A 25,767-nucleotide genomic window follows, 5' to 3' on the forward strand; every position below is an offset into this window, starting at 1 on the left:
ACGGCTATTTTCCAAAAAACCATGAATTTATGGTTGAAACGGACAGGGGCCGGTCTTTGAGGCGAAGGCTCCAGAGTTTTAATCTACCCTTCCAGTCGATGAAGCGTCGCGGCGGCTTGTTGTGGAGTGGTCATGGGCTACTATCATAAAAAATCGCCGAAGCGGATGGTTGATGTGGTGACTAAGGACAAGAAGCGGCCAGGTCGATAATACAAAAAAATACCAAACACCGCTGTTCGTAAGACACTACGTTGAGAAGAGCAGATCAATATGGACATTAAAGCCACCTTACTCGGTACCCTCCCGCTGTTGGCCATCTTCGTGATCGCCCTTCTCATCGAGCGCATCAATCCAGCCCAGGTGCAACCATTAAGGTCGGTTGGCTTTAATCTGGTCTACACGCTGTTGTACGCCTTGGCGCAGGCCGCAATTGTTCCGTTTGTCTCCGCTGCCACCGTTGTCGCCGTCAATGCTGCAGGTGGTGGTTGGATCGATCTGCCGAGCACTGGTTGGGGGCTACTGTTCGGCTTTCTGCTTTATGCTTTCACGCTCGACTTCATGGAGTACCTATTCCATCGTGCGCAGCATCGGTTTCCGGTGATGTGGGCCATGCATTCGTTCCACCACAGCGATACGGCGCTAAACGCAACCACTACCAGCCGGCATCATTGGGCTGAATACGGGATTAAGATGCTGACGATCTACATGCTGACCGGGGTGATCTTCAAAGCAAATTCCGCCATCGTCGGCCTATACGCGGCCATCAGCTTCTACAACGTGTTCTCCCACATGAATATCCGAATTGGCTTCGGCCGCATGTCGTTCGCTCTGAACTCGCCGCAATATCATCGCATTCACCACTCGGCACTGCCTGAGCACTACGACTGCAATTTCGCAGGGCTGTTTCCGATCTTCGACGTGCTGTTCGGCACCTACCGTCAGCCGCGCGCGGGGGAGTTTCCACCCACCGGACTCGACAACAAGAAACCGCCGTCCGGCCTGATCGATGCGATCATCTGGCCCGCCCGGACGAAGTAACACGGATCAGGTACAGGCGAACACGACGGCGCACGGTTCGCGGACGTCCTTAAGGCTGATATCTGGATAGACGCCCATCAATACTTTGTAAAAGTATCCGCCATCCACTGGAGTATCCAAGGCTCGACCTGTTCGCCCCTGTAAACCCGGCTAATGAAGCGATCGAGCATCGAAAAATCAAAAAAAGCATGGTCCTCTTTCGACGAAGTCCTATCCCTTACCCGAGCGAAAAGCTCGTCCAGATCATCGTTTGCAGAAGGGTCCCATGCCAAGACAAGCTTCCGAGGATCATCCTCGTCAGGCACAGCCTTCCAGCGATCAGTCCCTGACTCAGCCATTTACACCCCCCGCGCCATCACAATGCCCTCTTCAATGTCCTGATGTGCAAAATCATAGGGCGTGATGTGCTTTTCCCGGTTGGCGTCCAAGTACTCAGCCCACCACGTCATCATCAGTCGGCGCTCTTCCAAGTGCTCAGCCTTGTGGATACAGGCCGCGCGCACGCCGTTGCACTCTTGGTGGCTCATTTGCCGTTCAATCGCGTCACGCGACCATAGGCCGGACTCGACCAGAGAAAAGATCGACCTCAATCTCTTTCAGCACCCTGACCGCGTGGTACTTCGACCATTTGCCGGCCATGCTGGCGTGCCATTCCCGGGCCACCGTCTCAAAGGTATGCCCCGCTTCACTGGCCGCCTCGATCTTTGCTTGCTTAGCGCTCTCGATGGGGTCTTGGTTATGTGCCAGCAACTCGACGTGCACGGGCGGCTTTCAGATTGAGGGCCGGGTAGTTGCCGAACGTAGCCAGACCGGGCTTACCGCTTGGCTTTTTATACTTGAAGCGCCAGACCTTGGTGCCGGTAGCCTTTACAAGCAAAAAAGCCCTTGCCCGTCGAACAGGGTGTAGTCCTTTGTGCGGGGCTTGGCGGCCTCGCACTTGGGGTCGGTAAGGGGGGGACGGTGCGCGCCATAGGTATACGCCTCGATATCGAACCGATATATACCTAAATCTTGGGGCTGTACAGGAACATACGAGGATATTCAGACACAAAAAAACCGGCTATAAGGCCGGTTTCTCTAGGTTTCAGGTGTTTACGGGAACCTCTGAAATCATACTATTGGTGCCCGAGACAGGAATCGAACCTGCGACCTTCGCGTTACGAGTGCGCTGCTCTACCGGCTGAGCTACACGGGCTGTGGGCTAAACCTAGCACTGAGTTTCGGCTCCGGCAACGTTGCCAATCATCTCTGTGATCTACAAACAAAAAAATGCCCCACCGTTTTCACGGCGGGGCATTTTTTTACAACGTTGAAGCAGTCAGGCGTGGAGCGTGATTAAACGCCCGAAGCCTTGGCCGCTGCCACGTCCTTGATGGACAGTTTGATACGGCCGCGGTTGTCCACGTCCAGTACCAGCACTTCCACTTCCTGGCCTTCTTTCAGGATGTCGGTCACTTTCTCAACGCGAGCATCGCTCAGCATGGAGATGTGAACCAGACCGTCCTTGCCCGGCAGGATGTTGACGAATGCGCCGAAGTCGACGATGCGCTCAACCTTGCCCACGTAGATCTTGCCGATTTCGGCTTCAGCGGTGATACCCAGAACGCGCTGACGTGCTGCTTCAGCCGCTTCCTTGGTTTCGCCGAAGATCTTGATCGAACCGTCGTCTTCGATGTCGATCGAAGCCTTGGTCTCTTCGCAGATCGCACGAATGGTCGCGCCGCCTTTACCGATGACATCACGGATCTTGTCGGTGTCGATCTTCATCGCGATCATGGTCGGAGCGTTGGCCGACAGTTCGGTACGCGACTGGCCAATGATCTGGTTCATCTGGCCGAGGATGTTCAGGCGCGCTTCCAGGGCTTGGCCCAGAGCGATTTCCATGATCTCTTCGGTGATGCCCTTGATCTTGATGTCCATCTGCAGCGCGGTGACGCCTTTGGCGGTACCGGCTACCTTGAAGTCCATGTCGCCCAGGTGGTCTTCGTCACCCAGGATGTCGGTCAGGACGGCGAATTTCTCACCTTCTTTAACCAGACCCATGGCGATACCGGCAACCGGCGCCTTCATCGGCACACCGGCGTCCATCAGGGCCAGGGAAGCACCGCAAACGGAAGCCATCGAGCTCGAACCGTTGGATTCGGTGATTTCCGACACGACACGGATGGTGTACGGGAACACGTCAGCGGCAGGCAGCATGGCCTGAACCGAACGACGGGCCAGACGGCCGTGACCGATTTCGCGACGACCAGCGCCACCCATGCGACCACACTCGCCCACCGAGAACGGAGGGAAGTTGTAGTGCAGCATGAACGGGTCTTTTTTCTCGCCTTCCAGGGTGTCCAGCAGCTGTGCGTCACGGGCGGTGCCCAGCGTCGCGACTACCAGAGCCTGGGTTTCGCCACGGGTGAACAGGGCCGAACCGTGGGTTTTTGGCAGAACGCCGACTTCGATGTTCAGCGGACGCACGGTGCGAGTGTCGCGACCGTCGATACGTGGCTTGCCGTTTACGATGTTTTCGCGAACGGTGCGGTATTCGATTTCGCCGAAAGCCGCTTTGACGTCGGCAGCGGAAGGCTGGCCTTCTTCACCGGACAGTTTGGCAACGACCTGATCCTTCAACTCGCCCAGGCGAGCGTAACGGTCGGCCTTGACGGTGATGGTGTAAGCCTGGGAGATCGCTTCGCCGAACTCGGCACGGATGGCGCCCAGCAGTTCGGTGGCTTCGGCTTGTGGAGCCCAGGTCCAGGTTGGCTTGGCAGCTTCGGCAGCCAGCTCCTTGACGGCCTGGATCACGGCCTGGAACTCGTCGTGGGCGAACAGTACGGCGCCCAGCATCTGGTCTTCGGTCAGCTCTTTGGCTTCCGATTCAACCATCAGAACGGCTTCCGAAGTACCGGCGACGACCATGTCCAGGCTCGAAGCAGCCAGTTGCTCGTAAGTCGGGTTCAGCAGGTAGCCGGTGCTTTCGTGGAAGGCAACGCGTGCAGCGCCGATCGGGCCATCGAACGGAATGCCGGAGATGGCCAGGGCAGCCGAGGTACCGATCATCGCAGCGATGTCCGGATCGGTCTTCTTGCTGGTGGAAACGACGGTGCAGACAACCTGCACTTCGTTCATGAAGCCTTCTGGGAACAGCGGACGGATCGGACGGTCGATCAGTCGGGAAGTCAGGGTTTCTTTCTCGGAAGGACGGCCTTCGCGCTTGAAGAAACCGCCAGGGATCTTGCCGGCAGCGTAAGTCTTTTCCTGGTAGTGAACAGACAGAGGGAAGAAGCCCTTGCCTGGATCGGCTTGCTTGGCACCGACTACGGTCACCAATACGCTGACGTCGTCGTCAACGGTGACCAATACTGCGCCGGAGGCCTGACGGGCGATACGGCCAGTCTCGAGGGTAACGGTCGACTGACCGAACTGGAATTTTTTAATTACCGGGTTCACGGTGTCCTACCTTCTTTGTGGCTCTTGGGGGAACTGGTTTCTTGCGAAATTCTTGGGCAACGCCGGGAATCGGCCCGACCGGTTGTCCGGAGTACACTCACACAGGTAAAGCAGGTATCCAGATAAAACTTGAGGCTGGAAGCCTGCCATGCGCTGGCGGGAAACCCGCTGACGCACGACAGACAACCAACCTCTAGCGCAATCGCTTATTAGCGACGCAGACCCAGGCGAGCGATCAGAGCGCTGTAACGGCTCACGTCCTTGCCTTTCAGGTAGTCCAGCAGCTTACGACGCTGGTTAACCATGCGGATCAGACCACGACGGGAGTGGTGGTCTTTACCGTTGGCCTTGAAGTGACCTTGCAGTTTGTTGATGTTGGCGGTCAGCAGTGCAACTTGCACTTCTGGCGAACCAGTGTCACCAACGGCTTGCTGGTAGTCAGCAACGATTTGAGCTTTTTCTTGAACGTCGAGAGCCATGAGGCAATCCTTTTATCAGGAAACTGTTTCAGAAAAACAGTTTCAACAGGCCAGGGACAAATCCCTGTATCTATAAATGAGTAGTGACCGCGCCTGTTAACAGCCACACTCGCCGACCTGCTGTTACACAGGCCGGTTCCGGTCATTCTGACCGAATCAGTCGACGCGGCGCGATACGCCCGTCTTCGCTCACTTCACCGATACCGATGAAGCGACCATTGTGATCCTGTACCCGCACCATGCCGAACTTCGGAGCATCCGGGGCACGTACCGGCTGGCCGTTGAGCCAGTAGAACGCGCTCGCTTCCGAGAACTGCAACAGTGGCCAATCCAGCAGGCCGCTGTCCGATGGCATCAGGAAGCGATCGACCGCTTCGTTGCCGCCTTCGGCATGTACCGCTTCCAGCTCTTCCAGAGTAACCGTCTGCGCCAGGGTGAATGGCCCGGCCTGGGTACGTCGCAGTTCTGCAACGTAAGCGCCACAACCGAGTTGCTCACCGATATCCTCCACCAGGGTACGGATATAGGTGCCTTTGCTGCAATCCACCGCCAGCCGCGCAGTATCACCTTCGAAGGCCAGCAATTCCAAGCGCGTAATAGTAACAGAACGCGGTTCGCGCTCCACTACTTCGCCTGCACGAGCCAGCTTGTACAGCGGCTGGCCATCACGCTTGAGTGCCGAGTACATCGGCGGTATCTGACTGATTTGCCCACGAAATTTCGGCAGTACAGCCTCGATGTCGGCGCGACCAACGGTCACCGGGCGCTCCTGCAGAACTTCACCTTCGGCATCCGCCGTGGTGGTCGTCTTGCCCAGCTGCGCCAGGGTTTCATAACCCTTGTCGGAATCGAGCAGGTATTGCGAGAACTTGGTCGCCTCGCCGAAGCACAACGGCAAAACGCCGGAGGCCAGGGGATCGAGACTGCCGGTATGACCTGCCTTTTCGGCGTTCAGCAACCAGCGAACCTTCTGCAAGGCCGCGTTGGAGGTAAACCCCAGCGGCTTGTCGAGCAGGATAATGCCGCTGACGTTACGACGGATACGTTTGACCTGAGCCACCGATTACTCCTTGGTGTCTTCGGCTTCTGCCGCAACCGGATGCTGATTGTCTTCAGCCACTGCGCGTTCGATCAATGCCGACAGATGCGCACCACGCACGACGCTTTCGTCGTAGTGGAAGTGCAGCTGTGGAACGCTGCGCAGCTTCATCTCGCGAGCCAGCTGCATGCGCAGGAAACCGGCGGCAGAGTTCAGCACCTTGATGCTTTGTGCGATTTCTTCGGCGCTGTCCTGACCCATCACGGTGATGAAGATCTTGGCGTGACCGACGTCACGGCTGACTTCCACTGCGGTAATGGTGACCAGGCCGACGCGCGGGTCTTTGACTTCACGACGGATCAGTTGTGCCAGCTCGCGCTGCATCTGATCGCCGATACGTTGGGTACGGCTGTATTCTTTTGCCATGTATTGTTACCTGTTACTGCCCCACGGTGAAACCCGTGAGGTCTGAAAGCGGCAAACGCCCGGCCTGACAAAAGCCAGACCGGGCGTTGCGTTTAGAGTCCTGGTGACGAGCTGCGCACTTGCATGCGGCTACCCGTCACGGCTCTTGAAGTGCGCGAATTAGAGGCTGCGAGCAACCTGCACCTTCTCGAAGACTTCGATCTTGTCACCGACCTTGACGTCGTTGTAGCTCTTCACGCCGATACCGCATTCCATGCCGGCACGTACTTCGGAAGCGTCATCCTTGAAGCGGCGCAGGGATTCCAGCTCGCCTTCGAAGATAACGATGTCTTCACGCAGTACACGGATTGGACGGTTACGGTGAACGACACCTTCGATAACCATGCAACCGGCGATCGCGCCAAACTTCGGCGAACGGAACACGTCACGCACTTCGGCGATACCCAGGATGTTCTCGCGAACATCGCTGCCGAGCATACCGGTCAGGGCTTTCTTGACGTCTTCGATGATGTCGTAGATCACGTTGTAGTAACGCATGTCCAGACCTTCCTGCTCGACGATCTTGCGCGCGCCGGCATCGGCACGCACGTTGAAGCCGAACAGTACAGCGTTGGAGGCCAGTGCCAGGTTGGCGTCGGATTCGGTGATACCACCGACACCGCCACCGACCACACGCACTTGCACTTCGTCGTTACCCAGGCCATTCAAGGCGCCGTTCAACGCTTCCAGCGAACCACGGACGTCGGATTTGAGGACGATGTTGAGCGTCTTCTTCTCTTCCTGACCCATGCTTTCGAAGATGTTTTCCAGCTTGCCGGCGTGAGCGCGAGCCAGTTTGACTTCGCGGAACTTGCCTTGACGGAACAGAGCCACTTCACGGGCTTTCTTCTCGTCGGCAACCACGCTCATCTCGTCGCCAGCGTCCGGGGTACCGTCCAGGCCGAGGATCTCGACAGGGATGGCCGGACCGGCTTCCTTGATTGGCTTGCCGTTCTCGTCGAGCATGGCGCGAACGCGGCCATAGTTCGAACCGACCAGGACCATGTCGCCCTGACGCAGGGTACCGTCCTGAACCAGAACGGTAGCCACCGGGCCGCGGCCCTTGTCGAGACGGGACTCAACCACGACACCACGGCCAGGAGCCGACGGAGTTGCAGTCAGTTCCAGGACCTCGGCTTGCAGCAGTACCGCTTCGAGCAACTCGTCGACGCCAGTACCCATTTTCGCCGAAACCGGTACGAATGGCGTGTCACCACCCCACTCTTCCGACGTCACGCCGTGTACCGACAGTTCGCTACGGATGCGATCGAGGTCAGCACCTGGCTTGTCGATCTTGTTCACAGCGACAACCAGCGGAACGCCAGCAGCCTGAGCGTGCTGAACAGCTTCGATGGTTTGCGGCATTACGCCGTCGTCCGCTGCAACCACCAGGATCACGATGTCGGTCGCCTTGGCACCACGGGCACGCATCGCGGTAAACGCGGCGTGACCTGGGGTGTCGAGGAACGTCACCATGCCACGGTCGGTTTCAACGTGGTACGCACCGATGTGCTGGGTGATACCACCGGCTTCGCCAGCAGCAACCTTGGCACGACGGATGTAGTCGAGCAGGGAAGTCTTACCGTGGTCAACGTGGCCCATTACGGTCACGACCGGCGCACGGGAAACCGCTTCACCTTCAAACTTCAGGGACTCGGCCAGGGAATCTTCCAGGGCGGTGTCGCTGACCAGGGTCACTTTGTGGCCCAGCTCTTCGGCAACCAGCTGGGCAGTTTCCTGATCCAGTACCTGGTTGATGGTCGCCGGGGTACCCAGTTTGAACATGAACTTGATGATTTCAGCAGCCTTGACCGACATCTGCTGAGCGAGATCGCCAACAGTGATGGTCTCGCCGATCTTCACTTCGCGCACGACAGGGCCGGTTGGGCTCTGGAAACCGTGGGCGTTGCGTTTCTTCAGCTTGGCCTTGCCGCGACCACCACGACGGAAGCCATCGCTTTCTTCGTCGGTAGTACGTGGGGCAACACGTGGAGCAGGCGCCTTTTCCTTGACCGAAGCACGATGCGGAGCGTTTTTGCGCTCGCCATCGCCGCCACCGCGACGATTGTTGTCGTCGGCACGTGGCTTGTCCGGACGACGCTGTTCGTCGCGCTTGCGAGTGTCCGCCGCAGGAGCCGGGGCAGCCGCAACGACCGGAGCGCTTTCGCGCACAGGCTCGGCAACCGCAACAGGCGCTGCAACAGCTTCAACAGGAGCGGTCGGCGCAGCAGCAGGCTGGCGACGCGCTTCTTCTTCGGCGCGACGCTTGGCTTCTTCTTCAGCCTTCTGACGTGCAGCATTTTCTACTGCGCGACGTTCATCCAGTTCACGCTTGCGCTCGGCTTCGATTTCTTCCGGGCTGCGCTGTACGAAGACTTTCTTCTTGCGTACTTCAACGCTGATGCTTTTGCTGCCAGCAACACGCAGGGTGCTGGTGGTTTTACGCTGCAGCGTAATCTTGCGTGGTTCTTCCACTTTCGCCTTGTGGCTGCTTTTCAAGTGAGTCAGCAAAGATTGCTTCTCACTGTCAGTCACATGTTCTTCGGCGGCGGTGTGCGGCAGACCTGCCTCACGCATCTGCTGCAACAGGCGCTCTACCGGTGTTTTGACCTCATCGGCCAGTTGTTTCACCGTGACTTGCGTCATGCACTTCTCTCCTCAGGCCGCGCCTAATTACTCGAACCAGTGGGCTCGGGCGGCCATGATCAACTTGCCGGCACGATCATCGTCAATGCCGTCGATGTCGAGCAGGTCGTCAATAGACTGCTCGGCCAGGTCTTCGCGGGTAATTACGCCGCGCACCGCCAGTTCCATCGCCAAATCCTTGTCCATACCCTCAAGCGAGAGCAGGTCTTCGGCCGGATGGGCGTCTGCCAGCTTTTCCTCAGTAGCGATGGCTTTGGTCAACAAGCGATCCTTGGCACGAGCGCGAAGCTCGTTGACGATTTCCTCGTCAAAGCCGTCGATGTTGAGCATTTCTTCCAACGGTACGTAGGCAATCTCTTCCAGGCTGGTGAAGCCTTCATCAACCAGCACCTGAGCCAGTTCTTCGTCGACTTCCAGCTCGTCGATGAAGTTGCGCAGGATGTCGCCGGTTTCTGCTTGCTGCTTAGCCTGGATGTCCGATTCGGTCATCACGTTCAGGGTCCAGCCAGTCAACTGGCTGGCCAGACGCACGTTCTGACCACCGCGACCGATGGCCTGAGCCAGATTGTCTGCGCCAACGGCGATGTCCATTGCGTGGGCATCTTCGTCAACGATAATTGCCGCAACCTCAGCCGGGGACATGGCGTTGATCACGAACTGAGCCGGGTTGTCGTCCCACAGAACGATGTCAACACGCTCACCGCCCAACTCACCCGACACTGCCTGGACGCGCGAACCGCGCATACCGATGCAAGCGCCTTGCGGGTCGATGCGTTTGTCTTTGGAGCGAACGGCGATCTTGGCGCGCGAACCCGGATCACGGGACGCAGCCATCACTTCGATCAGGCCTTCGGCAATTTCCGGCACTTCGATGCGGAACAACTCGATCAGCATTTCCGGCGCGGTACGCGACAGGATCAGCTGCGGGCCGCGGTTCTCGGTGCGGATTTCCTTGAGCAGCGCACGCAGACGCACGCCAACCCGGAAAGTTTCGCGAGAAATGATGTCTTCACGGGCCAGCAACGCTTCAGCGTTGTTGCCCAGATCAACGATCACGTTGTCGCGGGTGACTTTTTTCACGGTGCCGGAGATGATTTCACCCAGGCGCTCGCGGTAAGCGTCAACAACCTGAGCGCGCTCGGCTTCGCGAACTTTCTGCACGATGACTTGCTTGGCAGTCTGTGCAGCAATGCGGCCGAACTCGATGGACTCGATTTTCTCTTCGACGACGTCACCGACCTTGGCGCCAGGGTGCGTTTCGGCAACCTTGCTCGGCCAGGTTTCGATGGCCGGATCGTCCAGGTCTGCTTCTTCGACGACCGTCCAGCGACGGAATGTCTCGTATGCACCCGTGTGGCGATTGATTTCCACACGCAGATCAACTTCGTCTTCGAAACGCTTTTTGGTAGCAGTGGCCAGGGCCAGCTCCAGCGCTTCAAAAATAACGTTTGCCGGTACACCCTTTTCGTTGGATACCGACTCAACAACCAGCAGTACTTCTTTGCTCATCGTACGCCTCGCCTTTCGCAAGCCATTGGATCCGCGGGATCCGCAGTATCTGGCACGCCTCAGTCAAAACTGGGAATAATGTTGGCCTTGTCGATCATATCGATCGGCAACAGGAACTCATGGTCTTCTACCTGCACCACGACATCCTGCTCTTCTACGCCGCGCAGAAGGCCCTGAAAGTTGCGTCGTCCTTCAAAAGGCGAGCGCAACTTGATCTTCACTTGTTCACCGGCAAATTTTGCAAACTGCTCAAGAGTGAACAGCGGGCGTTCCATGCCAGGCGAGGAAACTTCAAGGGTGTATTCAACGGAGATTGGATCTTCAACATCCAGAACACCGCTGATCTGACGGCTGACGATGGCGCAATCGTCCACCAGCACGCCGCCTTCTTTATCGATATAAACGCGCAACATTGAGTGGCGACCCTGGGCCGAAAACTCAATACCCCAGCATTCATAGCCTAGGGCCACGACCACCGGGGCCAGCAAGGCCTGCAACTCTTCTAGCTTGCTCGACACCTGAACCCCCTAGTGCATGTATGTGCATGCTATGCAAAATAAAAAAATGGGCTAAACGCCCATCCTTGAAACGCCGTTGAACAGCGGCGTAGAAAGTGTCCAGCTAACAAAAAGCCCCTTAAAAGGGGCTCCTTAAACTGGTTGCGGGGGCCGGATTTGAACCGACGACCTTCGGGTTATGAGCCCGACGAGCTACCAGACTGCTCCACCCCGCGACAAAGCTGGGGCGGAAGTATACGACCGATCCCCTACAGGGTCAATGTAACCTTCCACCTGCAAGAAAGCCCGCAACAGCGGGCTCTCCTGACTAATTGGTACCGAGAAGGGGACTCGAACCCCTACACCCTATGGGCACAACCACCTCAAGGTTGCGTGTCTACCAATTCCACCACCTCGGCAATACTACGTTTGAAACCCTTCTTACTTCTGCTCTTGAGCTGGAGGCACGTCAGTCGCTGGAGTAGCCGACTTTTGCTCTTGAAGCACCGGGACATCATCAGAAGCCGGTTGTTGCTTTGGAACTTCCAGTACCGCTGGATTTGGCAGACCTGCTTGAGTCAGCTGGTGAGCCTTCTCTTTAGCAAAGTAACCTAACCCCAAGCTGGTCATGAAAAAACCTGCGGCAAGTATAGCAGTAAACTTACTAAGAAAGGTAGAGGAACCTTGGCTTCCGAACACAGTATTTGATGCACCTGCTCCGAAAGACGCGCCAGCGTCCGCACCTTTACCCTGCTGCAGCAAAACCAGAGCTACTACGCCCAATGCACCCAGCAGATGAAAAACGACTACGACTGTTTCCAGCATTTTTTCAGTTTCCCGCGGCGCGACAAATCGCACCGAACTCATCTGCATTCAGGGAAGCCCCACCAATGAGACCCCCATCGATATCCGGCATGCCGAACAGTTCGACCGCATTGGCCGCCTTCACGCTGCCGCCGTATAGAAGCCGCACACCTTGTGCGACCTCAGAATTCTCTGCCGCCAACTGGGCGCGAATGGCTGCATGCACATCCTGCGCCTGTTGTGGCGTTGCAGTCAGTCCGGTGCCAATGGCCCAGACCGGCTCGTAAGCGATCACTGCCTTGGCAAAGGCACCGACACCCAGCTCCTCTATGATACTGCCCAGCTGACGCGAGACAACCTCAAGAGTCTTTCCGGCTTCACGCTGCTCAAGGGTTTCCCCTATGCACAACACCGGAATCAAGCCACATGCCTGTGCCGCTGCGAACTTGCGGATCAGCATTCCGTCCTGCTCGCCCATGATCTGGCGGCGCTCGGAGTGCCCGACAAGCACCAGGGAACAACCTGCATCCACCAACTGACTCGGTGCAACTTCACCGGTCAACGCACCTTGTCCGGATTCCACCGCAGAGTTCTGCGCGCCGACCGAAATCGACTTTCCTTCCAGGCCATCAATCACTTGATTGATATGCAGGCAAGGCGGGAATACCGCGACATCAACACTGCCCGGCAAGGCCAGGTCACGAAGGCCGTTGATCAGCTCAGCGACGCTGGCGCGGGTACCGTGCATCTTCCAGTTACCAGCTACCATAGGGCGACGCATGCTGTACCTCGTCGGTCAAAGTGGGCGCAGATGTTACCCAACACAATCATGGCTGGCAAGCCGAATTCAGGCAGAAACTTCAGTAACCAGTTTTGCCAGCTCTTCGGCATAGCCACGAACCTGTGCTTCGTCTTCGCCCTCGACCATCACACGCACCAGCGGCTCGGTCCCGGACTTGCGCAACAGCACACGCCCCCGACCGGCCATCGCCTTGGTCACACGCTCGCTGGCTTCCTTGACCGACTGATGTTCGAGAGGGTTTGCGCCGCCACCGAAACGCACATTGATCAGCACCTGAGGGCACTTGCGCAGCGCCTGCCGGGTCTGCGCCAGGCCTTCCTCACGCGCGCGCAACGCGATCAACACCTGCAGCGCGGCAATGATTGCATCACCGGTGGTGGTGTGGCTGAAGCACACGATGTGCCCGGAGTTTTCACCACCCACGATCCAGTTGCGCTCCAACAGCTCGGCAATGACATAGCGGTCACCGACATTGGCACGCACGAATGGAATACCCAGATCGGCCAGGGCCAGCTCCAGCCCCAGGTTACTCATCAGGGTTCCGACCACGCCGCCCTGCAGCTTGCCGCGCTCATGCAGGTCACGGGCAATGATGAACAGCAATTCGTCGCCATCCACCACTGCACCCGTGTGATCGACCATCTGAACGCGGTCACCATCACCATCAAACGCGATACCCAGATCAGCCTGCTCAGCCACGACGGCAGCCTGCAGCTGCCCCATATGGGTCGAGCCGCAATTGTCGTTGATGTTCAATCCATTCGGCTGCGCCGACAGCACAACGACTTCGGCGCCCAACTCGCGGAACACACTCGGCGCCACTTTGTAAGTCGCACCGTGAGCGCAATCGATCACGATTTTCAGGCCGGTGAAACTGGTGCCGGTCGGCACGCTGCTCTTGCAGAATTCGATATAGCGTCCTGACGCGTCGTTGATTCGCGACACCTTGCCGATCTTGCTCGATTCCACAACGGTCATTGGCGTATCGAGCAATTCTTCAATCATCAGCTCGACTTCATCCGGAAGCTTGGTGCCTTTGCCGGAGAAGAACTTGATGCCATTGTCATCATGCGGATTGTGCGACGCACTGATCACGATGCCAGCCTCGGCATGGAAGGTGCGCGTCAGGTAGGCAATCGCCGGGGTCGGCATCGGACCAAGGAGCATTACATCGGCACCTGCGGAGGTAAGCCCCGCCTCAAGCGCAGACTCGAACATGTAGCCGGAGATCCGGGTGTCCTTGCCTACCAGGACCTTGCAGGCGCCCATCTTGCGGAACGCCATACCTGCAGCCCAGCCGAGCTTGAGCATGAAATCAGGAGTAATCGGGTATTCCCCGACACGCCCACGAATACCATCGGTGCCAAAATATTTTTTGCTCATAAGTGCTCCATCATTCTTATTCGGCTGATTCCACTGCGGCAATCATCCGCACCACATCCATTGTTTCGGCTACATCATGGACGCGCAATATACGCGCACCTTTCGCCGTAGCCAGCGCCGCGAGCGCCAAACCACCGTACAGCCGGTCTCCCACCTGACGATTCAACGCCTGACCAATCATGCTCTTTCGTGAAACCCCGACCAACAGGGGCCGCCCCAAGGCATGCAGGGCTTCCATATGTTTGAACAAACTCAGATTGTGCTGCAAGGTTTTGGCGAAGCCAAAGCCGGGGTCAAGAATGATCCGCTCGGCTGCAATACCCGCCAATGAACACTGGACCATGCGCTCGGCGAGAAACTCACCGACTTCCCTTGTAACGTCCTGATACTGTGGATTGTCCTGCATATCGCCCGGCTCTCCCAGCATATGCATCAGGCAAACCGGTAGCCCGGTGGCCGCTGCAGCATCCAGCGCACCATCGCGACGCAACGAACGCACGTCATTGATCAACCCGGCACCCAGGCGCGCAGTTTCACGCATGACGGCTGGCGTGGAGGTGTCGACCGAGATGATGACGTCAAGCTCGCGACTGATGCGCTCGACAATGGGCGCTACGCGTTCCAGCTCCTCCAGCGGCGATACCGCCCTGGCACCGGGGCGGGTGGATTCGCCGCCGACATCGATCAGCGTCGCGCCGGCCGCCACCATGGCCTCGGCATGGCGCATGGCCGCGTCGAGCTGGCTGTATTGGCCACCATCGGAGAAAGAATCAGGAGTGACATTGAGAATACCCATGACATGCGTCTGGGCCAAATCAAGAACCCGGTTGCCGCAAGGCAACCGGGTCGAGGACTGAACAGAAGTCATTTCAAACCTTATACGTCAGCAGCAGGACCGCCGATCGGTGTTTCCGGACGCTCATCCTGCACCACCGGAGGGGTGCCGGAAGTACCTGTGCCACCCGACCAGTCGCGTGGCTCGCGAGGTGTACGACCCGCCATGATGTCGTCGATCTGCTCGGCATCGATCGTTTCGTACTTCATCAAGGCATCGGCCATCGCATCGAGCTTGTCACGGTTGTCCGTGAGAATCTGCTTCGCCGTGCCATAGCACTGATCGATGATGCTGCGCACTTCGGAGTCGATCAGCTTGGCTGTCTCACCAGAGAAGCTTGCATTCTGACCGCCACCGCCGCGACCAAGGAACACTTCACCCTCTTCTTCGGCGTACATCAGCGGGCCGAGCTTTTCCGAAAGACCCCACTTGGTCACCATGTTCCGCGCAATCTGGCTGGCGCGCATGATGTCGTTGGAAGCACCGGTGGTCACGCCATCGAAGCCCAGGGTCATTTCTTCAGCGATACGACCGCCGTACAGCGAGCAGATCTGGCTGATCAATGCACGCTTGGACAGGCTGTAACGATCCTCTTCCGGCAGGAACATGGTTACACCCAGCGCACGACCGCGCGGGATGATCGACACCTTGTACACCGGATCGTGCTCAGGCACGACACGACCCACAATGGCGTGGCCCGCTTCGTGATAAGCCGTGTTCTGTTTTTCCTTCTCGGACATGACCATGGATTTGCGCTCGGCACCCATCATGATCTTGTCTTTCGCCAGTTCGAATTCCTTCATCTCGACGATGCGCTTGCCGGCACGGGCAGCGAACAACGATGCCTCGTTGACCAGGTTGGCCAGGTCGGCACCGGAGAAGCCTGGAGTACCACGAGCGATCACGGCCGGAGCAACGTCGTCGCCCATCGGCACCTTGCGCATGTGAACCTTGAGAATCTGTTCGCGACCGCGGATGTCCGGCAGACCGACCACAACCTGACGGTCGAAACGGCCTGGGCGCAGCAACGCAGGGTCCAGCACATCAGGACGGTTGGTCGCAGCAATCACGATGATGCCGTCATTCATTTCGAAGCCGTCCATCTCGACCAGCAATTGGTTGAGAGTCTGCTCGCGCTCGTCGTGACCACCACCCATGCCAGCGCCACGATGGCGACCGACCGCATCGATTTCGTCGATGAAGATGATGCATGGAGCATGTTTCTTGGCCTGTTCGAACATGTCGCGAACACGACTGGCACCCACACCGACGAACATTTCGACGAAGTCGGAGCCGGAAATGGTGAAGAACGGTACCTTGGCTTCGCCGGCGATGGCCTTGGCCAGCAAGGTTTTACCGGTACCCGGAGGACCAACCATCAGCACGCCGCGAGGAATACGGCCACCCAGGCGCTGGAATTTGCCCGGATCGCGCAGGAACTCGACCAACTCACCGACTTCTTCCTTGGCTTCGTCGCAACCGGCAACGTCAGCCAGGGTCGTTTTCACCTGATCTTCGGAGAGCAGGCGCGCCTTGCTTTTACCGAAGCTCATCGGCCCGCCCTTGCCACCCGCACCGCCCTGCATCTGCCGCATGAAGAACATGAACACGGCGATGATCACGAGGATCGGGAAGCTGGCGACCAGAAGCTGGGTCCAGATGCTTTGCTGTTCAGGCTGCTTGCCTTCGACCACGACGTGGTTATCCACCAGGTCGCCGATCAGGCCGTTGTCCTGGATCGCCGGACGAATGGTCTTGAAGCTGTCGCCATCGTTGCGTTTGCCGGTAATCACGTAGCCATCAACCGCCACGCGCTCGACCTTGCCATCCTTGACCTGCTGGATGAAGTCGGAATAGTTGAGGGTCTGCGGCTCGTTAGGGCTGGAGAAGTTGTTCATCACCGTCACCAGGACAGCCGCGATGATCAACCACAGGATCAGATTCTTTGCCATATCGTTCAATTAACTACCCTCTGAAGCAAGCTCCGCTACTGACGCGCGCTTCGCATGATATTCACCGGCCTAACTTACTACATTACCTACGACTTGGCAGGCGCCGTCTGTAACCCTTTGTGAAACACTTCCTACACAATATTCGCTAATTCTGACAAGGCGTAATACAAAAATCCTATCACCCTGATCGAAAACTCACTCAACCCTCACTGCGTCCGCGGAAACCGCGCCCCAGCAGGTACTGCTCGCGAGAACGGTCGCGCGACGAGGTCGGCTTGCGCATCTGCACCTTCTCGAACTGCTGGCGAACGCTCTTGTGGAACTCGTCGAAGCCTTCGCCCTGGAAGATCTTGATCAAAAAATCACCACCGGGCTTGAGCACCCGGGTCGACAGATCCAGTGCCAACTCGCACAGGAACATCGCTCGCGGCATGTCTACGGCCGGTAATCCACTCATATTGGGGGCCATATCGGAAATCACAAGGTCTACTTCCTTATTTCCGACGGCATCGAGGATCCGGGCCAGCACGGCATCCTCGGTAAAGTCCCCTTGAATGAAGGTCACGTCCGGGATGCTGTCCATTTCCAGAATGTCAGAAGCGATCAGTGTGCCCTGCCCGCCAATCAGACGACTGGTCACCTGGGACCACCCACCGGGAGCCGCACCAAGGTCGATTACGCTCATGCCCGGACGGATCAGACGGTCCTTTTCCTGGATCTCCAGCAGTTTGTAGCTGGCGCGGGAACGGTACCCGTCTTTTTGTGCCATTTTGACGAATGGGTCGTTGAAATGTTCTTGCAGCCACTTAAGGCTTGTCTTGGAACGGGCCACGGGATACCTCGGAAATAAAACGGGTCGTGATTAACTGGGCGGTCCCGGACTCGCTCGGGTAAACTGGCCGCCGCTTTTTACAAGATCAGACGCAGGGGTCAGATTATGCCGCTCACTCAAGAGCAGAAGAAACAGTACAAATCCATTGGCCACCATCTGAAACCAGTTTTGATTGTGGCAGACAATGGTTTGACTGAAGGTGTGTTAGCCGAACTCGAACGCGCTTTGGCGGATCACGAGCTGATCAAGATCAAGCTCAACATCCTCGATCGCGAATCGCGCCTGGCGTCCATTGCAGAGCTCTGCAAGGTCGGCAAAGCGGATCTGGTTCAGGTCATCGGCAAGATGGCACTGATCTACCGCAAGAACTTCAGCGTCAACAAGCAGCTGTCGAACGTCCATCGCTTCAAGTGATGGCAAGGGTCAAGGGTGTGCTTCGCGCACCCTGCCACTCCATCCCGGCACCGGTTGCAGCACCAGCACAACTCCGGTAAAGCCCAGAACAAGATAGCTGAACGCCTGCCAACGCACGGCATCCGGCCAGCCAAAACGCACCGCGAAGTACATCGCGCACGCGCACAGCGCCATCAACAGCAGTTGCCCGCGAATATCCCGCCATAGACTGACAAGGCCCTCGGCCTTTATCAGCACCAAAGCCTGAAAAATCAAACACGCCGTAGCGACCCCCACTACCAACGCATTGAGCGTGCCGGCGATTTCGTCGATCAGTAGCGGCGCCAGGCCAATTCGCCCCAGCACCGGCAACAGACCGATTTGCAACAGCCACAAGCCGCCGACCCACAGCATCTGGGTCAGCTGCCAAAGCATGGCGCCCGCACGAAGCGGGCGCCGGCCTTCAGATGTGGCGAACTTCGACAATCTCGTACTCGATAACGCCGCCAGGCGTCTTGACTGCAACCACATCACCCTCTTCCTTGGCAATCAAGGCGCGGGCAATCGGTGAGCCGACAGAGATCTTGCCGAGCTTGATGTCAGCCTCGTCCTCACCAACGATCTGGTAAGTCACGCTTTCATCGGTTTCGACGTTGGCGATTTCGACGGTCGTGCCGAAAATCACCTTGCCGGTGTGAGGAATGCTCGTCACATCGATGACCACCGCATTCTGCATGCGGCCTTCGATATCACGGATCCGTGCCTCGACCATACCCTGCTGCTCACGGGCAGCGTGGTATTCGGCATTTTCCTTCAAGTCACCCAACTCGCGGGCCGTACCGATGTCCTGGCTGAGCTTCGGACGAACGACCTTGGTCAGGTGAATGTGCTCTTCTTCCAGGGCGCGAGCGCCCTGAACGGTCATTGGGTACTTCGTTATGCTCATGCCTTCAATCCTGCGTGTAGATCCTGCAAGCGGCGTACGGTCTTCTCGGGACCGAACTTCAGCGCTTCACAGATGGCTTCGCCAGCAGCAATGGTGGTGGTGCAGTAAATCTTGTGCTGCAGGGCATTACGACGAATGGAGTACGAATCAGCGATCGACTGACGACCTTCGGTGGTGTTGATGATCAGCGTGACTTCGTCATTCTTGATCATGTCGACCACGTGCGGACGACCTTCGGTCACCTTGTTCACACGGCGCACTTTCAGGCCTGCAGCCTCGATCAGCTTGGCAGTACCGGCAGTGGCAACCACTTCGAAGCCCAAGTTGATCAGATCACGGGCCACGCCCGCAACCAGCGGCTTGTCGTCGTCACGCACACTGATGAACGCAGTACCGCCGGTCGGCAATACTTCGCTGGCACCCATCTGGGCCTTGGCGAACGCCTCACCGAAGGTGTCACCCACACCCATCACTTCACCGGTGGACTTCATCTCAGGGCCGAGGATCGGGTCAACGCCAGGGAATTTGGCGAACGGGAACACCGCCTCTTTCACGCTGTAGAAGTTCGGGATGATTTCCTTGGTGAAACCCAGCTCTTTCAGGGTCTTACCGGCCATCACGCGTGCCGCGATCATCGCCAGGGAAACGCCGATGCACTTGGACACGAACGGTACGGTACGGGAAGCACGCGGGTTGACTTCGATGACGTAGATGTCTTCGCCTTGCAGCGCCAACTGAACGTTCATCAGGCCAACCACGCCCAGTTCCAGGGCCATTTTCTTGACCTGTTCGCGCATCTCGTCCTGGATGTGCGCCGGCAGCGAGTATGGCGGCAGCGAGCACGCGGAGTCACCGGAGTGAACACCGGCCTGCTCGATGTGCTGCATGATCGCGCCGATCACCACGTCCTTGCCGTCGCAGACCGCATCCACGTCCATTTCGATGGCGCAGTTGAGGAAGTGGTCCAGCAGCACCGGGCTGTCGTTGGACACTTGAACCGCTTCACGCAGGTAGCGCTTGAGCTCTTCTTCTTCGTAAACGATTTCCATCGCACGACCGCCCAGTACGTAGGACGGACGCACCACCAACGGGTAACCGATCTTGCTGGCGGCACGAATGGCTTCGTCTTCGCTGCGCACGGTGGCGTTCGGCGGCTGACGCAGGTTCAGGCGCTGGACCATCTGCTGGAAGCGCTCACGGTCTTCGGCGCGGTCGATTGCATCAGGGCTGGTGCCGATGATCGGCACGCCAGCGGCTTCCAGGGCACGAGCCAGTTTCAGCGGGGTCTGGCCGCCGTACTGGACGATCACGCCTTTCGGCTTCTCGACGCGGACGATTTCCAGCACGTCTTCCAGGGTCACTGGTTCGAAGTACAGGCGATCGGAGGTGTCGTAGTCGGTGGATACGGTTTCCGGGTTGCAGTTGACCATGATGGTCTCGTACCCGTCATCGCGCAGGGCCAGTGCCGCGTGTACGCAGCAGTAGTCGAACTCGATGCCCTGGCCGATACGGTTTGGGCCGCCGCCAAGGATCATGATCTTGTCGCGACCCGATGGCGCGGCTTCGCACTCTTCTTCGTACGTCGAGTACAGATAGGCGGTGTCGGTGGCGAACTCGGCGGCGCAAGTGTCGACGCGCTTGTAGACCGGGAAGATTTCCAGCTTGTGGCGGTGAGCGCGCAGGCTCTTCTCGGTCACACCCAGCAGCTTGGCCAGGCGCATATCGGAGAAGCCCTTGCGCTTGAGGCGGAACATCAGGTCGCGGTCGATGCTGGTCAGACCCAGGGTCTTGACCTTCGCTTCTTCCTTGATCAGGTCTTCCATCTGCACCAGGAACCAAGGATCGATCATGGTCATGCCGAAGATGTCTTCGACGCTCATGCCGGCGCGCATTGCGTCCGCCACGTACCAGATACGCTCGGCGCCCGGCACGGTCAGCTCGCGCTTGAGTACGCTCATGCTTTCCGGGTTGGCCAGATCAACTTTCTCGTCCAGGCCACAAACACCGACTTCCAGGCCGCGCAGGGCTTTCTGCAGGGATTCCTGGAAAGTACGGCCGATGGCCATGACTTCACCGACCGACTTCATCTGAGTGGTCAGGCGCGCGTCAGCCTTGGAGAACTTCTCGAAGGCAAAGCGTGGCAGCTTGGTGACGACGTAGTCGATGGACGGCTCGAAGGACGCCGGGGTCTTGCCGCCGGTGATGTCGTTCGACAGTTCGTCGAGGGTGTAGCCCACAGCCAGCTTGGCCGCGACCTTGGCGATCGGGAAGCCGGTGGCTTTCGAGGCCAGTGCCGAGGAACGGGATACACGCGGGTTCATCTCGATCACGACCATGCGGCCGGTGTTCGGGCAGATACCGAACTGAACGTTGGAACCACCGGTTTCCACGCCGATCTCGCGCAGTACCGCCAGGGAGGCGTTACGCAGGATCTGGTATTCCTTGTCGGTCAGGGTCTGTGCAGGAGCCACGGTGATCGAGTCACCGGTGTGCACGCCCATCGGGTCGAAGTTTTCGATGGAGCAGACGATGATGCAGTTGTCCTTCTTATCGCGGACAACCTCCATCTCGTACTCTTTCCAACCAATGAGCGATTCGTCGATCAGCAGTTCCTTGGTCGGCGACAGGTCCAGGCCACGGGCGCAGATTTCTTCGAACTCTTCACGGTTGTAGGCGATACCACCACCGGTGCCGCCCATGGTGAAGGACGGACGAATGATGCACGGGAAGCCGAGCTTCTCGAGGACCGCATTGGCCTCTTCCATGCTGTGGGCGATACCGGAACGCGGGCACGCCAGGCCGATGGATTTCATGGCCTTGTCGAAACGCGAGCGGTCTTCAGCCTTGTCGATGGTGTCGGCATTGGCACCGATCATCTCTACGCCGAACTTCTCCAGAACGCCTTCGCGCTCCAGGTCCAGGGCGCAGTTCAGAGCGGTCTGGCCACCCATGGTTGGCAGCAGCGCGTCCGGACGCTCCTTTTCGATGATCTTGGCAACGGTCTGCCACTTGATCGGCTCGATGTAGGTGGCGTCGGCCATGGCCGGGTCGGTCATGATGGTGGCCGGGTTGGAGTTCACCAGGATGACGCGGTAACCCTCTTCGCGCAGGGCCTTGCAGGCCTGGGCGCCGGAGTAGTCGAATTCGCAGGCCTGGCCGATCACGATCGGGCCAGCGCCGAGAATCAGGATGCTTTTAATGTCTGTACGTTTTGGCATGGGTTTGTCACTCAAATCCGCAGGTCAGTCGGCAAGCCGTCTTGTTCAATCTCTGACTTGAGGGGGCCACCGGTATCGGGGCCGCCCTCAAGCTGTGCTACATCAAGGACGAGCGATCAGCGTCGCTTGGCCATCTCGTTGATGAAGCGATCGAACAATGGCGCTACGTCGTTCGGGCCAGGGCTGGCTTCAGGGTGACCCTGGAAGCTGAAGGCGCTCTTGTCGGTACGCTCGATACCCTGCAGGGTGCCGTCGAACAGCGATTTGTGGATCGCGCGAACGTTGGCTGGCAGGGTCGCCTCGTCTACGGCAAAACCGTGGTTCTGGCTGGTGATCATCACCACGCCGCTGTCCAGATCCTGGACGGGGTGGTTGGCACCGTGGTGGCCGTGACCCATTTTCAGGGTCTTGGCGCCGGAGGCCAGGGCCAGCAGCTGGTGACCGAGGCAGATACCGAAGACCGGAATTTCGGTTTCCAGCACATCCTTGATCGCCTGGATCGCATAGTCGCAAGGCTCCGGATCACCAGGGCCGTTGGACAGGAACACGCCGTCCGGCTTCAGCGCCAGTGCATCGGCAGCAGGCGTTTGCGCAGGCACGACGGTCACGCGGCAACCGCGCTCGACCAGCATGCGCAGGATGTTCACCTTGACGCCGTAGTCGTAGGCCACGACGTGGTACGGCAGCTCGGAGGCTTCGAGGGTCGCGTGGCTGTCGGTTTTCAGATCCCAGACAGTCGAGCGCCACTCGTAGCTTTCCTTGGTGCTGACGACTTTCGCCAGGTCCATGCCCTTGAGGCCAGGGAAACCCTGGGCGGCGGCGATGGCAGCTTCTTCGGAAATGTTGTCGCCGGCCATGATGCAGCCGTTCTGCGCGCCTTTTTCACGCAGGATGCGCGTCAGGCGGCGAGTGTCGATACCGGCGATGGCCACAACATTGTTGGCCTTCAGGTAGTCGGACAGGGACATCGTGTTACGCCAGTTGCTCGCCACCAGTGGCAGGTCACGGATGACCAGGCCGGCAGACCAGACGCGGTTGGACTCGGCGTCTTCCGGCGTGGTGCCGGTATTGCCGATGTGCGGATAAGTCAGGGTAACGATTTGTTGGGCGTAGGAAGGATCGGTAAGGATTTCCTGATAGCCGGTCATTGCGGTGTTGAACACCACCTCACCAACGGTCTGACCGTCGGCTCCAATGGCTTCGCCGCGAAAAATGCTGCCATCAGCAAGGGCGAGTATGGCTGGCTTAGTCAAGAAGACCTCCCGTAAATAAAGCCTGAAAGGGCGATCGCAGGTTGTAAAAAAGCGGAGTGACGTATGGACACGTCACCCCGCTTGTTCACTGAATTATTCTGCGCGCTTTTAGTGGACACACTAAAGCTGTAGCTTACAGAAAAAGGCATTTTTGGTCTACCGCCAATGAGCCTTAAAGGCTGGAGAATGCGACAGGACGTCGCTTGGCGGAATAAAACCGGGCTCGAACGCTGTGCGCGAGCCCGATTTCGGGCGCATCTTAACGCAGGTCGAGCACGTCTTGCATGTCATAAAGGCCAGGCTCGCGCCCGTCCAGCCACAACGCAGCACGCACCGCCCCCTTGGCGAAGGTCATGCGGCTGGAGGCTTTATGGGTGATCTCCAGACGCTCACCTTCGCAGGCAAACAGCACCGTGTGATCACCAACCACATCACCACCGCGCACGGTGGCAAAGCCGATGGTTTCACGCTCACGCACACCGGTATGGCCTTCACGACCATAAACCGCGACCTTCTGCAGATCACGATCCAGCGCGCCAGCGATCACCTCACCCATGCGCAGGGCCGTACCGGACGGCGCATCGATCTTGTGACGGTGATGCGCTTCGATGATTTCGATATCCGCCTCATCACCCAGCACGCGTGCAGCCATATCGAGCAGCTTCAGCGACAGGTTCACACCAACGCTGAAGTTGGCAGCGAAGACGATGGGAATATCTTTGCCCGCCTCGGCCAGCAACTGCTTCTGCGCAGCGTCCAGCCCGGTGGTGCCGATCACCATGGCCTTGCCTGCCTTGCGGCAGAAGGCCAGGTTTTTCAGCATGACTTCCGGCAGCGTAAAGTCGATCAACACGTCGAACTCTTCCGCCACGGACTCCAGGCTGCCGGTCAGCGGCACACCAATGCGCCCCAGCGAAGCCAACTCACCCGCATCCACGCCAATCAGCGTGCTGCCAGGGCGCACAACGGCCGCCGTCAGACCGGTCAGGGGCGCGCGCTGCTGCACGGCCTCGATGAGGATTTTACCCATGCGCCCGGCAGCGCCCATCACAGCTATACGTCGCATGCCGACTCCTTACAAATCGCCGAAGAAGCGCTTGACGCCTTCGAACCAGCCAGTGGTTTTCGGCGAATGACTGTTGTCGTCCGCCAGCGAGCTGCGGAACTCCTCGAGCATTTCGCGCTGGCGACGGCTCAGGTTGACCGGAGTCTCGACCGCCACACGGCACATCAGGTCACCGGCACCGCCACCGCGCACGGGCGCAACACCCTTGCCACGAACACGGAACTGCTTGCCGGTCTGGGTCCCTTCAGGGATCTTCAGCTTGACGCGACCATCAAGGGTCGGAATCTCCAGCTCGCCACCCAGCGCCGCATCGACGAAGCTGATCGGCACTTCGCAGAACAGATGCTTGCCGTCACGCTGGAAGATCGCGTGCTCACGCACATTGATCACCACGTACAGGTCGCCAGTCGGGCCACCCTGAGCACCCGCCTCGCCTTCGCCGGACAGACGAATGCGGTCACCGGTATCGACACCGGCCGGCACTTTCACCGACAGGGTCTTGTACTCTTCGACACGACCTTCGCCGTGGCAGGAATCGCACGGATCGGAAATGATCTTGCCCTGGCCATGGCAACGCGGGCAGGTCTGCTGCACCGAGAAGAAGCCTTGCTGCATGCGCACCTGGCCGATACCACCGCAAGTCGGGCAGGTCACCGGCGCAGAGCCTCTCTTGGCACCGGAGCCGTCGCAAGGCTTGCAATTGACCAGCGTCGGAACGCGGATGTTCACGGTCGTACCGCGCACCGCTTCCTCGAGGTCCAGTTCCAGGGTGTAGCGCAAGTCACTGCCGCGCTGAGCGCCACCACGGGAACCGCCGCGACCACCACCGAAGAAATCACTGAAGACATCGCCAAAGATATCGGAGAAGTTCTGACCACCGAACCCGGCACCGCCGCCACCCATGCTTGGGTCGACACCGGCATGACCGTACTGGTCGTATGCCGCGCGCTTGCTGGAATCCGACAGCACTTCGTAGGCCTCGTTGGCCTCCTTGAATTTCTCTTCCGACGCCTTGTCATCCGGATTACGGTCCGGGTGGTGCTTCATCGCCAGGCGACGGTAGGCCTTTTTCAGGTCCGCTTCGCTTGAGCCACGCTCAACACCCAACACTTCGTAATAGTCACGCTTTGCCATAAGTCTTTGCACTCTTGAGGACGTCCGACAAAACC

23 protein-coding genes, 3 tRNA genes and 1 pseudogene are annotated in these 25,767 nt (G+C 58.5%); 2 read left to right on the top strand and 25 right to left on the bottom strand.

All coding sequences use genetic code 11. The annotated features are described in order from the left end of the window. Positions 1-270: 270 nt before the first annotated feature. Positions 271-1,038 (top strand): sterol desaturase family protein, encoded by a 768-nt coding sequence (locus ACCD00_RS02375; RefSeq protein ID WP_413421595.1) that lies wholly within the window; start codon positions 271-273, stop codon positions 1,036-1,038. 338 nt (positions 1,039-1,376) lie between these two features. Here ACCD00_RS02375 and ACCD00_RS02380 read toward each other — a convergent pair. From ACCD00_RS02380 to rlmE, 19 genes and pseudogenes are all read right to left on the bottom strand, one after another. After that, positions 1,377-1,613, bottom strand: a pseudogene (locus ACCD00_RS02380) (integrase); the annotation flags it as partial. Beyond that, complete coding sequence (locus ACCD00_RS02385) at positions 1,582-1,800, bottom strand: hypothetical protein (RefSeq protein WP_413421743.1); 219 nt, start codon at positions 1,798-1,800, stop codon at positions 1,582-1,584. The gene ACCD00_RS02385 and the pseudogene ACCD00_RS02380, both read right to left, overlap by 32 nt. Next, the gene (locus tag ACCD00_RS02390; protein WP_413421597.1) at positions 1,775-1,975 is read right to left on the bottom strand and encodes an Arm DNA-binding domain-containing protein; all 201 of its coding nucleotides are present in this window, start codon (positions 1,973-1,975) and stop codon (positions 1,775-1,777) included. Before ACCD00_RS02390 ends, ACCD00_RS02385 begins: the two co-directional genes overlap by 26 nt. Before the next feature lie 182 nt (positions 1,976-2,157). Beyond that, positions 2,158-2,233: transfer RNA gene (locus ACCD00_RS02395), tRNA-Thr, on the bottom strand. A gap of 140 nt (positions 2,234-2,373) precedes the next feature. Next, positions 2,374-4,479: a polyribonucleotide nucleotidyltransferase gene (gene pnp / locus ACCD00_RS02400; RefSeq protein WP_008018779.1), complete on the bottom strand. Its 2,106-nt coding sequence runs from the start codon at positions 4,477-4,479 to the stop codon at positions 2,374-2,376. Positions 4,480-4,688: 209 nt separating this feature from the next. Further along, positions 4,689-4,958 (bottom strand): 30S ribosomal protein S15, encoded by a 270-nt coding sequence (gene rpsO, locus ACCD00_RS02405; protein ID WP_011332409.1) that lies wholly within the window; start codon positions 4,956-4,958, stop codon positions 4,689-4,691. A gap of 142 nt (positions 4,959-5,100) precedes the next feature. Then, on the bottom strand, positions 5,101-6,018 hold the full coding sequence (gene truB, locus ACCD00_RS02410) for a tRNA pseudouridine(55) synthase TruB (RefSeq protein ID WP_008018780.1): 918 nt from the start codon (positions 6,016-6,018) through the stop codon (positions 5,101-5,103). A 3-nt stretch (positions 6,019-6,021) separates the two neighbouring features. Beyond that, positions 6,022-6,423: a 30S ribosome-binding factor RbfA gene (rbfA, locus tag ACCD00_RS02415; RefSeq protein WP_007973108.1), complete on the bottom strand. Its 402-nt coding sequence runs from the start codon at positions 6,421-6,423 to the stop codon at positions 6,022-6,024. A 159-nt stretch (positions 6,424-6,582) separates the two neighbouring features. Then, a complete protein-coding gene (gene infB / locus ACCD00_RS02420) occupies positions 6,583-9,108 on the bottom strand; it encodes a translation initiation factor IF-2 (protein WP_413421600.1) in 2,526 nt (841 codons plus the stop codon). A 27-nt stretch (positions 9,109-9,135) separates the two neighbouring features. Then, entirely contained in the window at positions 9,136-10,617 is a 1,482-nt protein-coding gene (nusA, locus tag ACCD00_RS02425) for a transcription termination factor NusA (RefSeq protein WP_007988680.1), read from the bottom strand. A gap of 59 nt (positions 10,618-10,676) precedes the next feature. Then, complete coding sequence (gene rimP / locus ACCD00_RS02430) at positions 10,677-11,135, bottom strand: ribosome maturation factor RimP (protein ID WP_007973115.1); 459 nt, start codon at positions 11,133-11,135, stop codon at positions 10,677-10,679. Positions 11,136-11,273: 138 nt separating this feature from the next. Next, positions 11,274-11,350, bottom strand: a tRNA-Met gene (locus tag ACCD00_RS02435). Between the two features lie 97 nt (positions 11,351-11,447). Beyond that, positions 11,448-11,533 (bottom strand) — tRNA-Leu (locus ACCD00_RS02440). A 22-nt stretch (positions 11,534-11,555) separates the two neighbouring features. After that, a complete protein-coding gene (secG, locus tag ACCD00_RS02445) occupies positions 11,556-11,939 on the bottom strand; it encodes a preprotein translocase subunit SecG (protein WP_057398830.1) in 384 nt (127 codons plus the stop codon). A 4-nt stretch (positions 11,940-11,943) separates the two neighbouring features. After that, the gene (gene tpiA, locus ACCD00_RS02450) at positions 11,944-12,699 is read right to left on the bottom strand and encodes a triose-phosphate isomerase (protein ID WP_008018782.1); all 756 of its coding nucleotides are present in this window, start codon (positions 12,697-12,699) and stop codon (positions 11,944-11,946) included. Positions 12,700-12,765: 66 nt separating this feature from the next. After that, positions 12,766-14,103, bottom strand: coding sequence for a phosphoglucosamine mutase (gene glmM / locus ACCD00_RS02455; RefSeq protein WP_413421603.1), 1,338 nt, complete (start codon positions 14,101-14,103; stop codon positions 12,766-12,768). 16 nt (positions 14,104-14,119) lie between these two features. After that, on the bottom strand, positions 14,120-14,971 hold the full coding sequence (gene folP, locus ACCD00_RS02460) for a dihydropteroate synthase (RefSeq protein WP_413421605.1): 852 nt from the start codon (positions 14,969-14,971) through the stop codon (positions 14,120-14,122). Positions 14,972-14,979: 8 nt separating this feature from the next. After that, complete coding sequence (gene ftsH, locus ACCD00_RS02465) at positions 14,980-16,890, bottom strand: ATP-dependent zinc metalloprotease FtsH (protein ID WP_033047686.1); 1,911 nt, start codon at positions 16,888-16,890, stop codon at positions 14,980-14,982. A gap of 199 nt (positions 16,891-17,089) precedes the next feature. Continuing rightward, positions 17,090-17,722 carry a 23S rRNA (uridine(2552)-2'-O)-methyltransferase RlmE gene (rlmE, locus tag ACCD00_RS02470; protein WP_413421608.1) on the bottom strand — a complete coding sequence of 211 codons (633 nt, stop codon included), beginning with the start codon at positions 17,720-17,722 and terminating at the stop codon, positions 17,090-17,092. Between the two features lie 105 nt (positions 17,723-17,827). On the opposite strand from rlmE, the gene ACCD00_RS02475 reads away from it, so the two are divergent. Continuing rightward, complete coding sequence (locus ACCD00_RS02475; protein ID WP_007942889.1) at positions 17,828-18,136, top strand: YhbY family RNA-binding protein; 309 nt, start codon at positions 17,828-17,830, stop codon at positions 18,134-18,136. A gap of 9 nt (positions 18,137-18,145) precedes the next feature. Here the strand turns inward: ACCD00_RS02475 and ACCD00_RS02480 are convergent, their stop codons facing one another. From ACCD00_RS02480 to dnaJ, 6 genes are all read right to left on the bottom strand, one after another. Further along, a complete protein-coding gene (locus ACCD00_RS02480) occupies positions 18,146-18,550 on the bottom strand; it encodes an MFS transporter (RefSeq protein WP_413421610.1) in 405 nt (134 codons plus the stop codon). 28 nt (positions 18,551-18,578) lie between these two features. After that, positions 18,579-19,055, bottom strand: a complete 477-nt coding sequence (gene greA / locus ACCD00_RS02485; protein ID WP_413421737.1) for a transcription elongation factor GreA — start codon at positions 19,053-19,055, stop codon at positions 18,579-18,581. Positions 19,056-19,057: 2 nt separating this feature from the next. Beyond that, positions 19,058-22,279 carry a carbamoyl-phosphate synthase large subunit gene (gene carB, locus ACCD00_RS02490; protein WP_413421612.1) on the bottom strand — a complete coding sequence of 1,074 codons (3,222 nt, stop codon included), beginning with the start codon at positions 22,277-22,279 and terminating at the stop codon, positions 19,058-19,060. Positions 22,280-22,395: 116 nt separating this feature from the next. Further along, entirely contained in the window at positions 22,396-23,532 is a 1,137-nt protein-coding gene (gene carA, locus ACCD00_RS02495; RefSeq protein ID WP_085718633.1) for a glutamine-hydrolyzing carbamoyl-phosphate synthase small subunit, read from the bottom strand. A 259-nt stretch (positions 23,533-23,791) separates the two neighbouring features. Next, entirely contained in the window at positions 23,792-24,598 is an 807-nt protein-coding gene (gene dapB, locus ACCD00_RS02500; RefSeq protein ID WP_413421614.1) for a 4-hydroxy-tetrahydrodipicolinate reductase, read from the bottom strand. Positions 24,599-24,607: 9 nt separating this feature from the next. Further along, entirely contained in the window at positions 24,608-25,732 is a 1,125-nt protein-coding gene (gene dnaJ, locus ACCD00_RS02505; RefSeq protein ID WP_008018791.1) for a molecular chaperone DnaJ, read from the bottom strand. Positions 25,733-25,767: the final 35 nt, after the last annotated feature.

This window comes from Pseudomonas sp. Pseusp3, from assembly GCF_047304225.1.
Lineage (GTDB): Bacteria > Pseudomonadota > Gammaproteobacteria > Pseudomonadales > Pseudomonadaceae > Aquipseudomonas > Aquipseudomonas fluorescens_CD.